The sequence below is a fragment of the Pseudomonas sp. KH_027 genome (assembly GCF_057838565.1).
This window is the reverse complement of record NZ_JBYQOM010000002.1, coordinates 335,060-348,247: the sequence shown is the minus strand read 5'-3', so window position 1 is coordinate 348,247 and position 13,188 is coordinate 335,060. Positions and strand designations below refer to the sequence as shown.

Here is a 13,188-nt window from a genome sequence, read left to right as displayed (position 1 = left end):
CGCGAGACAATCGAAATGACGCCCCCACTCGAAGTAGACGCAACGCAGTTCACCCGAAAGCGCTTGATGGTCACTCTCCGGCTGCCAAAGGAGGGCGACGATCAGTCGCCACAAGTCATTCTGGAGGCTGAGGACGGCTCTGGACTGGCTGTTGCGCTATTCGGCCCGGACTCGCCTGCTGCCAGGGCTGATGCCGCAAGAGTGATGACCCTCTGGAACGCCTCGCTACCGCTGGGGGACGCGATCATCGCGGCACCGAACGACTTCCCGGACAAGTCCAGGGCCTGGATCAAAGGGCGTGCCGCCGCGATCCTCTGGGGGGATGACTGGGAGTTTGAGGCCAAGTGCCCCTACAGCGTCGGCACGACTGAGGCCTCAGATTGGGAATCGGGGATTCAGGCTGGCCTCGACTACTTTTTCGCAACCGACACTGACCAGCGCAGCCCTGTTGCGGATTAACTGGAGAACACTACGCATGAGTTTTAATCCGCTGGATAGCCTACTCGACAAGCTTGGAGAGCAACGGGCTCGTACTACCCCGATGCAGCATGACCACCTGCGCATGTACTTGAAAACGGTATGTAAGAGCTGTTGTGATCGAGTCCCGCTGAAAGTCCGCAACCTGGGCGTGCCCTTCTACTTCGCTGGCGTCAATGACACCCATATTTTCCTGGCCCATGCCGAAACCTGCATGGTCAGCCATTTCGCCTTTGACGACCTGGAGCCCGTAACGCTGGGCGCCGTAGAGGAAATCCAGGAGCTGATCATTGCTTGGCTAGACAGCGCAGAGGGCGTTGCAGCCAGGGAGTTGATCGACAGCGCCCGCATGGCTTCCCAAGCAGGGGTTCGAGTCCCAGTGACGATCCGTTGGCCAGTAGGCGGCAATCAACGCCAGGGATTCCTGACCCTCGATAGCGTTGCCCACGGCGAAGCAAAGGCAAACTGGATTTGCGCAGTAGAAACCATGGAAGGCAAAAACGTGGCTTTCAGGTACGGGCTGACCCGCATTGCACGGGCAATGCACGATGGGAAGACCCTCACCATGATGCTCAAGCCCGGAACCATCTACTAAGACCTGCATGCGACACAGCGTGGAGACAACTACTCATGAATGACAATCCGGCAGAACATTGTTTCGCGCAGCGCTACTCCTTTTTCCATGGTGGCCACAACGAGCGGGCCGACTTCGTGCTGGCAACCGAACACGACACCCTGCGCATTGAGAAAGAGAGGCTTGAGCGGGAAGTCGCGGCACTGCACCAGCACAAAAATGACTACATGGAAGCTGCCGAGGCCACGCGCCGAGCCCTGGTTTCCGATATTGAGTTCTTGCGCCCGCAGGTAGCGGCGCTGCTGGGGTTCCTCTCCGGGCGCCTTATCCATCCAGAAGCCGGCACGGAGCTTCCCGCTCAAGTAGGGGTTGCTGTCCGCGCCCTGGCTGCCTTTGCTGCATCGCCGGTTCAGACCTGCTTGACGTTTCAGTCTCGCGTTCGCCCGTGGCTGCTGGAGTGCTTTGGCGAGGCCATCGCTGTTGATGGAATGGAGCGTAACCATCGTTTCCTTGAGGAAGCTCTTGAGCTAGTCCAGGCGTGCGGATGTACCGAGGATGAAGCGATCAAGCTGGTCGCTTATGTGTACGGGCGTCCGATTGGCGAGCGCTCGCAAGAGGTCGGCGGAGTTATGGTGACGCTTGCAGCGCTATGCCTCGCTCACAAGCTGGACATGCACGGTGCGGGCGAAACTGAATTGGAGCGAATCAGCCATCCCGAAACAATCAACCGCATCCGCGTGAAGCAGGCCGGTAAACCCGCTATGTCCCCGCTTCCAGGTGCATACCCAGATAGAATACCGGCCCTGTAACCTGCCCCGCTTTTTTGGAGTTTTCGATGATCGACTATCGCCATATGAGCGCCACCCGTTTTTTCACTGAGACAGTGCTTATTGCAGTCGGCATGTGCGCTGTCACCCTGATTGTCGGATACATGCAAGGCACTGACCTTTCGCTATGGTGGCTCCTTTTGGCCTTCCCTTTTTTCTTCGGCCTCGGCTATGCCGCCATGGTGCTCTCCGGGGCTGTCATGGTCGAAACTGACAAAAAGCAGGATGACCTAAACGCCTACCCCGATCAGTGCCCGCCCGCGAACGAAGTAACGCTGCTCACCCTCGGCATGGACGAGCATGGTCACAAGCTGCGCCTGCTAGTCGATGGCAAGCAAAAGTGGGTTCGGGTCGGATTCAAAGATGTAAAAAGTATGTTTCAGGGCCAGGAAATGATGGAACGACTGCGCCAGCGCGACGCCCAATCGAACAGCTCGCGAGACAAAGCCAACTGATCGAGCATCTGCATGAATCGTCGCAACTGCGTTTGCCGCCAATTCTCAAACCCCAGCCCTAGGGGTGAAGTCGCATGACCGACCAGAGTCGAGCAATTGCCCTTTTTGACGCAGCTGATAGGGCACTGTGCGAAATGTCGAAGGATGCTCAGCGCTGGCGGTACTACGCAGGCAGGGTCGCGGCCAAGCTTGGCGTAAGCATCGAGCAAATGGCCCGCGAGGTTGACCTTGCGATGGAAGCTGATAACGCTTCATCACAGGCCCAAATGCCGGGCTCAGCCCCTACCGATTAAGCCCCTACTCGCTTTCCCCCAAGTACCGGCGTGATTAGCCAGTGCCAAGCAGCGGCAAAGCCGGCGCCTTCATCTTCATTTCCAGGATTCTGTTCGGGAGGGTGGCCACGTACTGGTTCATGTGTGCCAAAGGCGATGCCGCGTTGATGATTGCCAGGACTACGGGCTGATAGTTCGGGCTCAACCCGGCCAATAGGCGGAATCCAGTCTCCATAACCGCCTTGTCGGTTCCATGAATCCTCGCAGCCAAGGCCAAAGCTGTGATCGCAGTGAGCAGGCTGACCTGCTTGGCGGGGCTCGGGGTTTTCATGGCTACCAGCATGCTTTTCTCAGACTCGGTGAACGTTGGTTAGGTGCGCCAGCACTGCTGGCTTGGCCATGAATTTTAACGCCCCTGCCGGGCCGCTACCGCTCAACCCCATGCTGTTCGTCGGTTCCTGGCGTAGGGAGTGAGGATATTTGCCTGACGTGCTCCTTGGCCGATGACACGGGCATGCAGACGTGATCATGGGCTTACCAGTTCAGATTGCCATAGGGATTCAGATGGAACTCACAACCGAAGTCTACGTGCGAGGCCCGGCTCGATTTGATATGTGCGGGCAAAGCCTTCCCACTCAAGTACACCTAACTGACGAAGTAATCAGTAGCGGCCTTGCACAGCGCCTAAAGCGTTATGCGGAGCGGTCGCTTGATACTGAGGGATTCCTGGAGGCGGTGAAAAACTGGGAGGTGGCAATTGGCACTGATGATGCCGAGGACAGCCCGGCAGATCGCCTCTATTGGGTCAGGTGGACGAATCCGAAGGGTGCGTCGCTTTCTGTCGTTGGCATTCTGACTTCGCGGGGATGGCCGCAGCTTGATCACGGCATGCAGATTGAGCGGGCATAGGGTCGCAGTAGCTATGCACCAATTGCCGCCGCTTAGGCGGCTCTCACCCAGGCGTATCAATCACTTAATCTCAGCCTCGGAAACTGGTGATCCCCCAGCGCCAGCGAAGCCACTCGTCGGTTCCAGTTTTGGGCTGCGAGGATGTTTGCGAGGAATCACTACCCCCCGATGACACGCAGCAGTTGCCAGCATCATTTGCCCATCAAACACAGCAAGGGCACTACCCATGAACAACCAGACCTTCACCCAAGCGCAGATCGAAGCCCAAGGCGTGAGCTGCACCTTCAAGAGCCATGGCATTGAACACGCCGGCTGGATCATGCCGAATGGCACCGGAGTCGATCACACGGACGGCTCGCAGAACCTCTACTTGGCCGAGACTATCTCGACCGAAAACACTGCTGCACTGCTCCTGGCCCGCCGTGCCGTTGCACAGAGCGCGTTCGCTAGCGGCCACTACGGGGACAAGGCCACCGAGACAGGCGAATGGCTTGAGGAAGACGGCAATCTGGTAATGGTTTTCACCGCAGTCGAGCGCGGAGCCCAAGTCCAAGTGCAGGTGACTGTCAGCTTCGTGAACCGGGCAGCAGCCTGGGCCAATGTCAGCTACTTCAACATCACTCGCGCACTGTCTGTCGATGCAGACTGGAAACCATCCTACAGCCCTTGGCGTCATGGCGGCTGGTACGTCAACAACACCTACCCCAGCGGCGCGACTGGCTGCGTGAGCAATAACTATGAAGATGGCCGCTGGCGAATCGTCTGTGACCCGCGCCGGGTAAATATTGGCAAGCCTGGAGATTTCACCTTCAAGACTCGCGACGCAGCAGCCCGCGCAGAGCGCGATCTTATCCGGCAGCAAGTCCTTGCGATGCTTGCCAAGCGCGACCAGCATTCGGTAGCGGCATAACCGGGGGCACCGGACGCCTCTCGGAAGACAAAGGCCCGCATCTGCGGGCTTTGTTTTGTCTGCCTGCTGGCCTTGTGGTCGGACGCCAGCATGGGGAGTGAGCATTTCTGCTTTCTGGCACCAGCTGGCGATGACACACCCACGCAGCATTGATACTGAGCCCATCAAAGACAGCTCAACAGGAGCGCCGCAATGACCCAGAAGTCGATCACCCTCTCCCTCGAAACCTTTGGCATGGACAACCTCAGCTCCGACCTGACCCCGGAGACTGTTGTCGTTCGCTTCACAGCCAAGACCTTGGCAGCTATTGATCACTTTGTGGAGCTGCTGAACAGCAATACCCGCATCAAGTCTCTGAGCGTAGACCTCGCCGAAGATGGCTTCGAAGCCAGCTTCCTCAATGAGGATGGTGACGATACTGACTTGGAGTCGGTTCTCGACCTGGAGCTGTTCCTGGACGCCTTCAACGAGGGCAGTCATATCCGGCTGGTGCTGTCCGGTTGCGACACCGAAATCATTGAGGACGATCATGTTTACGAGGCCACTGGCGAGTTCTTTGCAAATATCGCGGTCGCCGAACTGCGCGAGCTTCTGCAAGCCAACTAACTGACCATAGGTGCCCTCATGAATCTCTCTGCTGAACAGCAACTGAAATTGGTATCCGCCCTCGGCTGCTTGATCGAGTCTGTTACACCCCAAGACCATTCGCAGTCATGCTGCTGCCAACTCTGCCAGGATATTCAGTCAGCACAGGCGCTGCTGGATGAGGTAGACCCCCAGTAGTTCCACCATGCAAGGCCCGCGAAAGCGGGCTTTGTCTTTTCTGTCTTGCTGATTGTCTTCTCGATGCTCGGGTTGGTGATCGAGGATGTATGCGCGATTGCGATGACACAGCGTCTTGGCGTGGATGATGGCTCCCTATCCATCACAAAGGACATAGCCATGAGCTGGCAGCAACAAAGCATCGAGCGCATCGACATGATCGGCATCCAGTGTCGATTCACCTCCAACGGTTACACAGCCCTGGGCTGGATCATGCCGGACGGCACGGGGGTGATTCAGGAGTCTGGGGTTATGGTTGAGTGCAGCCCGGAATCCATCGTCACCGAGCACCCAGAAGGGCTCCGGCTTGCTCGCGCTGCCTCTGCCAGCAATCACTTCAAGCGATACGAGCAGGGCTACACGATCATCGAAGCTGGCGAGTGGCAGCCGCTTGGGGACAAGTGGGTCAGGCAGTACCGCGCCGGCTTGGCTGGCAACGAAGGAGCACTGGCCGTTCACGTCCAGTTCAAGGCTGGCTCTGCTGAGCTGCTGCGCTTTTACACCGAGTACGTGAGCAACCAACGGCCAGAACCAACCGAACAGGTTCGCCAGGGCCAAGTGGGCGGCGCATATTCAGCGGGCGAAGTCGTTCGCAGCTCATCAGGGCGCCTGTGCAGCTCGTTTCCCAAGGTAGACCTTGAGGGCGAGCGAAAAGCTTCCAACACTCTCAAGCGCGTTGATCAATGGCTTATGCAGAATGCACTGGACGAAGCAGAGGCCCGAGGCGACGAGTTCAACGCCCTCCAGTTCAAGGCGTGCTTGGCGAAGCCTCAGCAAGCCGACAAGGACTGCGCCGAGCAGTACCTGTTCGGGGTTCAGCCTGCGGTGATCCCCTCGCCCCTGAAATTCCTCACCTGCAACGGTTGAGGCTGCCGCAGACCGCAACCCCTGCCCCATTGGCGGCAGGGTTTCCGCACCCCAGACTTTGGCTCGGCGATTTGCCAGCTCGACTGCTGACACAGCTTCCGGTGCCACAGAATGTGCTCAAACCAACTGAACAGAGGCAACTCCCATGGCTGCTACCGCCAGCACAGACCTACTGACCCGAGTCAACGCCGCCCTCCGCAAGCCGCCTAAGATCGTGAGCCAATTCCTGAACGCCGGCCTTGTCGCCGCTGTTCATGGTGCTGGCGCAACCACGCCAATCGGCGGGGCTCCTGCTGGGGGATCGCCCAAAGGCTGGTGGAGCAACGGCGTCTACTTGATGTTCAAGGATCAAGCTCTTGCGTGCCGTTCCAGCGGTAGCCGTGTGCTGCTGGTGCTGGAAAGCTGTGCCGCCGCTGTCGCCGGCTCAGGTCTTGTTATCGGTCTTGAGGCTGTATCCGTGGCCAGTCTTGACTGAGCCGAAATCTTCAACAGAAACGCCTGGGTGATCACTATCAGGCACCGCTGAGGGTAATGCCGTGGGGCACATCGAACACTACGAGTTCACTGATATACGGTCGGGGGCCAACGGCGTGTGCTACACCGCCCCGACCGAGGCTGAGTTGCAAATCAAGTTGCAGGTCAAAGGTGTTGTGCCGGGATATAGCGGGCCTTTCATCAAGGTAGTTCGCGCGTTCCCACCTTCACCGCCTGCATCTGTGCTTCGTGATCGAGCCGAGCGCGAGAAATACGGCTACGCCGATGGTGAGGTTCAGTGGTAAGCGGGTTCCAGAGTCCTGAGCCCGACTGCGGATAGTTCTGGATCAGGCTGCCCAGTTCACAGCCATGGTATTGACGATTATCAGCTTGGTAGACCGAGCCGCGATGACACATAGCCATTGCCCTGATGATTGCCCCGTCAACCGGAAACCCCACACCAGGAACTAAACATGATCACCACAAACATTCGCACCAAAGACCCCGAAGACGTTGGCCTGCTGTTTCATTCGATCCTCCGCTACGGCGAAGCCAATGCTGATCGTCTCGACAAGTCGATCATTTCAATCGGATACGGCACGCTGATGGATCATGCTGAGCAAGCGGCACAGGCTCTTGGCGAGCACCACCAAGACACTGGGCCTGAGTGGGATGGGTGCGTGTGGCTGGAGCGCTTGGAGGACACCAGTGAAGGCAGTCTCGCGCAGATGCTTTACGCAGATAATCCCGATGTTCGCAGTATCGTCGCTCAATGGCTGACACGGTTTAGCTAGCCACAGATCACCGAAAGCAATGAGCCTGACAACAAGGCCGCTGGCAACTCCAGCGGCCTTTTTTTGCCTGTCAGTAGCGGTTGGATTGTCGATCCTGATCCTAGGAGGGCGGGATTTTTTTGTCGCGGCAATGACACAGGCATTCAGCCCGCATTGTTGACCAATCCAATACGACCGCAAGGGGAGGCAACAAAATGATCCGCGAACTTAACGCACAGCTCGCCGCAGAAAACCTGTCACAGATCATCGACGAAGCAGTCCACGCTTTTTGGGCAGAAATTGCAAAGGGCCACCCGCATATCAAAAGCGGCGACCTTGACCCAGGCACCGTGTTCGCTTTTGAGCAGGCGGCAGAAAAGGCTGTCCAAGTCTGGCTTGAGTTCAACGACCCTAAACATGCAAGCGAGGTAGATGCCAACTCTACCCTTTTCAAGGCTCGCCGCGACGCCATGAAGACCGCACTCAAGAGCTACGACTTCAATGCTCAGGTTCGGGCTGTAGATTTCTATGAGCAGACGGAAAACGACCAGATTTTCCAGCCGGTTATGTACTCAGGTAGCGCGGAACAGAGCGCATTACGTTTCGTCGTCGATTTCTTCCCTAGCAGTGCCGCCATCAAGCAAGCCAGCGCTTTTGACGAGGCCGGCAATCCGGCTGGAGAAGACACTGCCGTGCGGCTTTACAGCGCCACCACAGCAGGAAACATTGAGCTGACCGGCGTCAGCTATGAGGATGCACATGAGGCCAAGTGGCGCTTGATTGGTCAGGGCGTTGCAGCTGATGTGGTAAGTGAATGCGGTGTGACTATCCCGGAAAGCGACCCTGTTCTGGCAGCCAAAGAACGGCTTTTCAGAATCGCGGCTGAGCTTACCACTCAGGGCCGCTACTTCGACCTCAATAGCGACCCGGCTAACGCAGTAAGCAACCGCAGTGGCTCGGCAGAGCGCTTGTTCGATGACGCCGAAACGAATTTCTTGCGTAAAGAGCTTGCTGCCGCACGCGCCGCGCTTGGAAATGAAGGATTCTTGAATGCCGCTTCTGCGATGGAACAGCCACGCAGCTAATCAAGAGCTGCACCACTCCGCACTATGGCTTCAACACCAAGGCCGCTGGCAGCACCAGCGGCCTTTTTCATTTGCCGCCAACAGGCAGTTATGGATGCCAAAGCCAGTTATTGGTCGTGACGAATTTATGCGTGGGGCGATGACACGCGCCTGTAGGCCATATCGTAACCCCATCAAAACACGCAAACAGGAAAGTGACATGAGCCACGTATTTGCCCGCGCTATCACCCTCGCCGCTTCTCACTTTGTAGACGACCAGCTGATCAATTTTGATGCTGACGAGCTTTATCCACGTATGAAGCAGCTGGCAACCGAGGGCAACTGCCTCATCGCCTGCGAAATTACCGATTTCACCGTCAGTGCGGAGTATCAAAGCCTGACCGTGACTGAGCTGGTTGAGCGCGTCGAGGTGGCTGCCAACCAAATGATGGCTTTCGGGAAGCTGATGCTGGAAGCAGCACATTCTGGCTTGGTTGAGGCGGCGATTGATGGCTCTTTGGATTCCGATGCAAACACATGGCACCTGCCGAGCTTGGCAGAAGCCCACATCTGACTGTCACACATAAACGAGGATTCGACCATGGCCTGCACCGCCTTCCAGATCACCAGCGATGACGTTGAGAACGTTCTGAGCAGCTACTCGCTCCGCGTCACCAACACCAATGGCAAGTCATTCGCGCACATGGCAGAAGCGTTGATCGACGAGCTTGACCATGAGCGCATCGAGCGTGCGGCTCTCGCTGCCTCCACCGACTTGAACGAGCAAACCACAGCTGCCTACGAGGAAATCAAGAGCAACCTCGTAGAGCTGGGGGTTCTGGAGTTCTGATCCCCACAGCAGCTGGAGCCAAATCCAGGCTTTGGGGTTGACGATATTTCCATGCCTGCCCGTGACACGCGGTGGCAGGCCAGAGAATAAGCGCTAACAAATTCATCTGAGGAACACTAAATGGCGACTATCTGCGAGTTCGGTACTGCCCCTGATCAGGCAAAAGCTGGATACCAAATCACCGGCACCACCATTGGTACTGACGCGAGCGTCATGGCTGAATACGAAGGGCGCGATGTGCGCCTTGTGCGCGGCCCCTCGATCTTCGGTGATGACGGCAAATTTGAGTTCGCGGTCATGGGTCGCGAGCATTCCATTCAGGTGAAGCACTGGGACGCCTATGCCGATAGCGACATGCCGGTTACACACCAGATGGACATTGAAGACCGGAGAGCCAGCCATGGTCAGCTTAGCCTCACTATTGGCTCCCTCGAAGGCCATGTAGACGACATGCTGTCGGTAACTGCCGAGGTAAGCACCAACCCAGAGAACGGCGTGGATCAAGTTCCAGTCGTTCACATTCACTTTGATAGTAATGCCTTGGCATTCAGCGCTTTTAAGGTCAATGACAAGATCGTGCTGCGCCTTGAAGCAGGCGTATCCATGGAGCGGTTCATAACACCGGACGGCACGCTGTACTTGGTCGAATAAATACCGCTTTCGGCCCCCGGTTTCGGGAGTAGTGATTCTATTCACGCTCCCGACTACACCCGTTCGCCAGCCGCAGTTTGAGGACAGACCGATGAGCGCTACACGCGGAAATGACGGGATGAATAGCCATACGGAAACACTCCGCAGCTCCTACACCTGCGATGGCGTCCGGCTGTTCCTTTTGTTCGATGCGAAAGCCCGGCTGTATCGCCTCGCCACCCGCTGGTACTGGCTGAGTTCCTTTGATTCGATCTGGGATGCCTGCGATGCGTTTGAATGCCTTGAGCTGATCGAAGGCAGCGAGCAGCAGATTGCTCGAATCCTAAAGTCCGAAATCAAGCGCGTACCTCGATCTACCTTCGGCAAGGCCCGTAGCAGCATGGGTCGCCTCAACTACCTGATCAACAGCGCCGAGCGCCGCTTGCAGGGGCTGCGCCCTATCCGCTGTGGAAGCAAAGGCAGTGTTGAGCGCTGGATTCCGGCATAACCCTTCAATTTCGGGCGCAATGGCCAATATGAGTTTGCCCTGGCGGTTAGGGGTTGGCCTCGCTTCCCTGGATGGGGTTCCACGACTTTCGCGATGCCCCGATGACACAAGCGGGCTTGGCTGACGATGGGCTCACTTAAACAGCACCCATGAGGATTGCCCGATGAGCCTGATGAAGACCGATTCCCAGATTGACCAAGCAGCCGTTGCGATTGTGGAAGGCGCCCTGCCGTATCCTCGCGAGCTGCTTGAGCAATGCACCAACCTGGAGTTGCCGCACATCATGATCAACGGCGATATTTTCGGCCCAGCCCCGGATAACGCGGCTGCCTTCACGCAGTACGCCGCAGACTGGACTGGGCTGGCTGTAAGCAGCCGTTGCGGCGATACCAGCTACTGGCTGTACTACCGCTGCCCTATGACTCAGGAGCTTGCGATGGCCTGCCTAGGCCCGCAGCCGAGCGTTGCCGCCGCCCTCGATGCTGCCACACTTAGCGTCCGGGCCGACCTAGATTGCTGGGGCAATAAACGCCTCGCAGCTTGACTGGAATCGCCCCGGCTTGCATGGGGCTGAACCTTCAACGGCAACGAATGAGTACCGCCGCCATGATGACCAGATACACACCGCAGATACTGCCCCGCTTGATAGATTGCGAGTCGCCAAAGCTGATAGCGATGACTACCAGCCATGACCTGCACGTCCTGAAAGTCACGCATTACGATAGCTATGACGAGGACAGCACTCCCCATTGGAGCACCGCGTGTAGCGAAGGCTGGAAGGTTGATCCAGCCGAAATCATCTGGTGGGCCTACGCGGATGAGGTTCGAGAACTGGTCGAGTCGTCTACCGCTATTGATGCACAAGGAAACTCAAAGTGAGCACCGAACAATCACTCCAGCAGTACCTCTCCAGCCTCATGGTGGGCGACACTGTTTATCGCGAAGCTGGATCAAACAGCATCGAGCGCGTCCGCATAGCAAAGATCACCAAGACACAAATCGTCATGGTGACTGGAGGGCGTTACAACCTTCAAACCGGCGTATCAATCGGCACCTCGGCTGGCTGGGGTCGAAGCGTGATCCTACAGCCCACGCCTGAAATCAAGGCCAAGTGGCAAAGACTGTATCTGGCAAACTGGGCAACCAGTAGGCTGCCGGGCATCTTTAAGTCTCTGACTGCCGAGCAACAGGCCAATCTGTATCGCCAGATCAAAGACATGGAAGCGGAGAACAATGGCTCAGGCGCTGACTCAGGGGCAGATTGATACTGGCAATGAACCCACGCGGCCACCCGCGCAGTCGGTGTTTTTCCGCGCATGCGCGGGATTTTCTTCCACGCGCCTTAACTGCACCCGCTTGAGTTGATGCTTGAATGCTCGAATCCTAAGATGCTGAGCCAGCCTTTTGGCGCATGTTTTATCAAGCGGAGCCCAAATGTCAGCCACGATGTGTGAGTTAGTTCAGTTCGCAGTTTTGACCAAACTCAACGAGCTAGCATCACTGCCAGTTGGTTTCAGCAGCGGTCGGCGTATGACAGCTGACGATCTAAGACAGCACGGGATCAACCTTAACTCCGAGCAGCTTCATGAGGCGTTGTCACGCAACTTCTCAGATGTGGCCAGTCGCCTGGGCGTTGAGTTCTTCATGGGCCTGCCTGCCGCCCTTCTTGAACAGTTCACGCTGATGAGCATAAAGCGCAACGAAGACTGTGCCGGCTTAATAAAGAGTCTGATCAACAGCTTTCTGCTGACTTACGCAACCCCAGAAACTTCTGACGATGCTTTCTCGCACCTGGAAGATTTGGAGGCGCTGCGTGCGAGCGTTGCCAAGGCACGAAACCTTACGCCAGTTTCTATGCCGCCCTTCTCAGTTCGCCACTGCTGAGCAGTGCATTTCCAGCTCCCATGATTGGCAGTGACGACTTTTACCGACAGAGGATGACACGCGACCGTTAATGCGAAGCTTGATCCCACATCAACGCATGAAGGATCACTCCCATGTCCATCGCAAGCCAATCCCTTATTGCTACACATGCCCCGTTGGCGCTCTTGTCGGAGGTCATGTTCGATGCTGGCGATGAAGTTAAGGCCAGGAGCAGCAACCTCCCCTTCTGGATGACCGTCACCTCGGTGAATCAACGCACCGGGTTCTGCCAGTGCAACTTCGGCGCATCCGGGAACTATGCAGGCAACTTTCATCATTCTGAGCTGCGCTTCCACCGTGGAAACGAGTTCGCGCAGGCGGCAGGCTGACAATCATGAATCCTAAATCACACAGCACCCCTTCCCCACGCAAGCAAGGCGCCACTGTGGCGGTCGCCGTGAGCACCCTGACCACAATCCAGATCGACTGGCTGATTGCCCAGCAGGAAGGCGTTGCGGTGATGTTCGATGGTGCCTATGTCCGCTATGCGCTGGCTGATGAGAACGCTCTGGGCGCCGTCTACTCCCCATCGACCGACCCCGCGCTCGGCCACCCGCTGCTGGAGCGCGAGAAAATCCAGCTCCGACACATCGACAGCGATGGGCATTCGCGCCATGGGCTCTGGCTGGCGCAGGACTGTCGTTTCCGGCCAACGGGGAGTAGCGTCCAATGGAGTGAGTACGGTCGCTCCTACGCAGACTTGGATTTCGGCTACATCAGCGGGCCTACGATGCTGATCGCAGGTCTGCGCTTTATCATCGCAAAGACGCAGGTTGGAAAGACGAAAGACCCGAAGGTGAAAGTCCTCCGATCCCTCAGCAAAGCGCAAGCTGCTTGACGAGCAAACCCGGCT

Annotated in this window: 21 protein-coding genes; 20 read left to right on the top strand and 1 reads right to left on the bottom strand. The window is 57.2% G+C overall.

The features are described 5' to 3' along the window. The first annotated feature begins 15 nt into the window (after window positions 1-15). The 5 genes from AC3IYG_RS24465 (at window position 16) to AC3IYG_RS24445 (ending at window position 2,626) form a co-directional block, all read left to right on the top strand. A complete protein-coding gene (locus AC3IYG_RS24465) occupies window positions 16-459 on the top strand; it encodes a hypothetical protein (protein WP_489314211.1) in 444 nt (147 codons plus the stop codon). A 16-nt stretch (window positions 460-475) separates the two neighbouring features. Next, complete coding sequence (locus AC3IYG_RS24460; protein ID WP_489314212.1) at window positions 476-1,072, top strand: hypothetical protein; 597 nt, start codon at window positions 476-478, stop codon at window positions 1,070-1,072. Window positions 1,073-1,107: 35 nt separating this feature from the next. Further along, window positions 1,108-1,860, top strand: coding sequence for a hypothetical protein (locus tag AC3IYG_RS24455; protein WP_489314213.1), 753 nt, complete (start codon window positions 1,108-1,110; stop codon window positions 1,858-1,860). Between the two features lie 26 nt (window positions 1,861-1,886). Next, a complete protein-coding gene (locus tag AC3IYG_RS24450) occupies window positions 1,887-2,333 on the top strand; it encodes a hypothetical protein (protein ID WP_489314214.1) in 447 nt (148 codons plus the stop codon). Window positions 2,334-2,407: 74 nt separating this feature from the next. Continuing rightward, window positions 2,408-2,626 (top strand): hypothetical protein, encoded by a 219-nt coding sequence (locus AC3IYG_RS24445; RefSeq protein ID WP_489314215.1) that lies wholly within the window; start codon window positions 2,408-2,410, stop codon window positions 2,624-2,626. A 34-nt stretch (window positions 2,627-2,660) separates the two neighbouring features. On the opposite strand, the gene AC3IYG_RS24440 is transcribed toward AC3IYG_RS24445, so the two are convergent. Beyond that, window positions 2,661-2,948: a DUF7740 domain-containing protein gene (locus AC3IYG_RS24440; RefSeq protein ID WP_489314216.1), complete on the bottom strand. Its 288-nt coding sequence runs from the start codon at window positions 2,946-2,948 to the stop codon at window positions 2,661-2,663. A 792-nt stretch (window positions 2,949-3,740) separates the two neighbouring features. Between AC3IYG_RS24440 and AC3IYG_RS24435 the strand changes: the two genes are divergently transcribed. From AC3IYG_RS24435 to AC3IYG_RS24365, 15 genes are all read left to right on the top strand, one after another. After that, window positions 3,741-4,424 (top strand): hypothetical protein, encoded by a 684-nt coding sequence (locus AC3IYG_RS24435; protein WP_489314217.1) that lies wholly within the window; start codon window positions 3,741-3,743, stop codon window positions 4,422-4,424. Between the two features lie 192 nt (window positions 4,425-4,616). Continuing rightward, window positions 4,617-5,030, top strand: coding sequence for a hypothetical protein (locus AC3IYG_RS24430; protein WP_489314218.1), 414 nt, complete (start codon window positions 4,617-4,619; stop codon window positions 5,028-5,030). A 336-nt stretch (window positions 5,031-5,366) separates the two neighbouring features. Beyond that, window positions 5,367-6,113 (top strand): hypothetical protein, encoded by a 747-nt coding sequence (locus AC3IYG_RS24425; RefSeq protein ID WP_489314219.1) that lies wholly within the window; start codon window positions 5,367-5,369, stop codon window positions 6,111-6,113. A 145-nt stretch (window positions 6,114-6,258) separates the two neighbouring features. Further along, entirely contained in the window at window positions 6,259-6,588 is a 330-nt protein-coding gene (locus tag AC3IYG_RS24420; protein ID WP_489314220.1) for a hypothetical protein, read from the top strand. 472 nt (window positions 6,589-7,060) lie between these two features. Further along, window positions 7,061-7,381, top strand: coding sequence for a hypothetical protein (locus AC3IYG_RS24415; RefSeq protein ID WP_489314221.1), 321 nt, complete (start codon window positions 7,061-7,063; stop codon window positions 7,379-7,381). Between the two features lie 194 nt (window positions 7,382-7,575). Then, window positions 7,576-8,445 carry a hypothetical protein gene (locus AC3IYG_RS24410; RefSeq protein ID WP_489314222.1) on the top strand — a complete coding sequence of 290 codons (870 nt, stop codon included), beginning with the start codon at window positions 7,576-7,578 and terminating at the stop codon, window positions 8,443-8,445. Beyond that, entirely contained in the window at window positions 8,411-8,998 is a 588-nt protein-coding gene (locus tag AC3IYG_RS24405; RefSeq protein ID WP_489314223.1) for a hypothetical protein, read from the top strand. Before AC3IYG_RS24410 ends, AC3IYG_RS24405 begins: the two co-directional genes overlap by 35 nt. A 27-nt stretch (window positions 8,999-9,025) precedes the next feature. Then, a complete protein-coding gene (locus tag AC3IYG_RS24400) occupies window positions 9,026-9,274 on the top strand; it encodes a hypothetical protein (RefSeq protein WP_489314224.1) in 249 nt (82 codons plus the stop codon). 120 nt (window positions 9,275-9,394) lie between these two features. Continuing rightward, window positions 9,395-9,925 (top strand): hypothetical protein, encoded by a 531-nt coding sequence (locus AC3IYG_RS24395; protein WP_489314225.1) that lies wholly within the window; start codon window positions 9,395-9,397, stop codon window positions 9,923-9,925. A 118-nt stretch (window positions 9,926-10,043) separates the two neighbouring features. Next, on the top strand, window positions 10,044-10,412 hold the full coding sequence (locus AC3IYG_RS24390; RefSeq protein WP_489314226.1) for a hypothetical protein: 369 nt from the start codon (window positions 10,044-10,046) through the stop codon (window positions 10,410-10,412). A gap of 163 nt (window positions 10,413-10,575) precedes the next feature. Then, window positions 10,576-10,956, top strand: coding sequence for a hypothetical protein (locus tag AC3IYG_RS24385; RefSeq protein ID WP_489314227.1), 381 nt, complete (start codon window positions 10,576-10,578; stop codon window positions 10,954-10,956). Between the two features lie 331 nt (window positions 10,957-11,287). Next, on the top strand, window positions 11,288-11,677 hold the full coding sequence (locus tag AC3IYG_RS24380) for a hypothetical protein (protein ID WP_489314228.1): 390 nt from the start codon (window positions 11,288-11,290) through the stop codon (window positions 11,675-11,677). A gap of 169 nt (window positions 11,678-11,846) precedes the next feature. Beyond that, window positions 11,847-12,296, top strand: a complete 450-nt coding sequence (locus tag AC3IYG_RS24375) for a hypothetical protein (protein WP_489314229.1) — start codon at window positions 11,847-11,849, stop codon at window positions 12,294-12,296. Between the two features lie 113 nt (window positions 12,297-12,409). Then, entirely contained in the window at window positions 12,410-12,664 is a 255-nt protein-coding gene (locus AC3IYG_RS24370) for a hypothetical protein (protein ID WP_489314230.1), read from the top strand. 68 nt (window positions 12,665-12,732) lie between these two features. Beyond that, window positions 12,733-13,173, top strand: coding sequence for a hypothetical protein (locus AC3IYG_RS24365; protein WP_489314231.1), 441 nt, complete (start codon window positions 12,733-12,735; stop codon window positions 13,171-13,173). Window positions 13,174-13,188: the final 15 nt, after the last annotated feature.

What these genes read in the sequence shown, in the direction of transcription:
- AC3IYG_RS24400 (WP_489314224.1), top strand. Translation starts at nt 9,026, where the DNA reads ATGGCCTGCACCGCCTTCCAGATCACCAGCGATGACGTTGAGAACGTT.
- AC3IYG_RS24430 (WP_489314218.1), top strand. Translation starts at nt 4,617, where the DNA reads ATGACCCAGAAGTCGATCACCCTCTCCCTCGAAACCTTTGGCATGGAC.
- AC3IYG_RS24415 (WP_489314221.1), top strand. Translation starts at nt 7,061, where the DNA reads ATGATCACCACAAACATTCGCACCAAAGACCCCGAAGACGTTGGCCTG.
- AC3IYG_RS24460 (WP_489314212.1), top strand. Translation starts at nt 476, where the DNA reads ATGAGTTTTAATCCGCTGGATAGCCTACTCGACAAGCTTGGAGAGCAA.
- AC3IYG_RS24390 (WP_489314226.1), top strand. Translation starts at nt 10,044, where the DNA reads ATGAATAGCCATACGGAAACACTCCGCAGCTCCTACACCTGCGATGGC.
- AC3IYG_RS24420 (WP_489314220.1), top strand. Translation starts at nt 6,259, where the DNA reads ATGGCTGCTACCGCCAGCACAGACCTACTGACCCGAGTCAACGCCGCC.
- AC3IYG_RS24445 (WP_489314215.1), top strand. Translation starts at nt 2,408, where the DNA reads ATGACCGACCAGAGTCGAGCAATTGCCCTTTTTGACGCAGCTGATAGG.
- AC3IYG_RS24450 (WP_489314214.1), top strand. Translation starts at nt 1,887, where the DNA reads ATGATCGACTATCGCCATATGAGCGCCACCCGTTTTTTCACTGAGACA.
- AC3IYG_RS24375 (WP_489314229.1), top strand. Translation starts at nt 11,847, where the DNA reads ATGTCAGCCACGATGTGTGAGTTAGTTCAGTTCGCAGTTTTGACCAAA.
- AC3IYG_RS24455 (WP_489314213.1), top strand. Translation starts at nt 1,108, where the DNA reads ATGAATGACAATCCGGCAGAACATTGTTTCGCGCAGCGCTACTCCTTT.
- AC3IYG_RS24425 (WP_489314219.1), top strand. Translation starts at nt 5,367, where the DNA reads ATGAGCTGGCAGCAACAAAGCATCGAGCGCATCGACATGATCGGCATC.
- AC3IYG_RS24465 (WP_489314211.1), top strand. Translation starts at nt 16, where the DNA reads ATGACGCCCCCACTCGAAGTAGACGCAACGCAGTTCACCCGAAAGCGC.
- AC3IYG_RS24440 (WP_489314216.1), bottom strand. Translation starts at nt 2,948, where the DNA reads ATGCTGGTAGCCATGAAAACCCCGAGCCCCGCCAAGCAGGTCAGCCTG.
- AC3IYG_RS24405 (WP_489314223.1), top strand. Translation starts at nt 8,411, where the DNA reads ATGCCGCTTCTGCGATGGAACAGCCACGCAGCTAATCAAGAGCTGCAC.
- AC3IYG_RS24410 (WP_489314222.1), top strand. Translation starts at nt 7,576, where the DNA reads ATGATCCGCGAACTTAACGCACAGCTCGCCGCAGAAAACCTGTCACAG.
- AC3IYG_RS24370 (WP_489314230.1), top strand. Translation starts at nt 12,410, where the DNA reads ATGTCCATCGCAAGCCAATCCCTTATTGCTACACATGCCCCGTTGGCG.
- AC3IYG_RS24395 (WP_489314225.1), top strand. Translation starts at nt 9,395, where the DNA reads ATGGCGACTATCTGCGAGTTCGGTACTGCCCCTGATCAGGCAAAAGCT.
- AC3IYG_RS24435 (WP_489314217.1), top strand. Translation starts at nt 3,741, where the DNA reads ATGAACAACCAGACCTTCACCCAAGCGCAGATCGAAGCCCAAGGCGTG.
- AC3IYG_RS24385 (WP_489314227.1), top strand. Translation starts at nt 10,576, where the DNA reads ATGAGCCTGATGAAGACCGATTCCCAGATTGACCAAGCAGCCGTTGCG.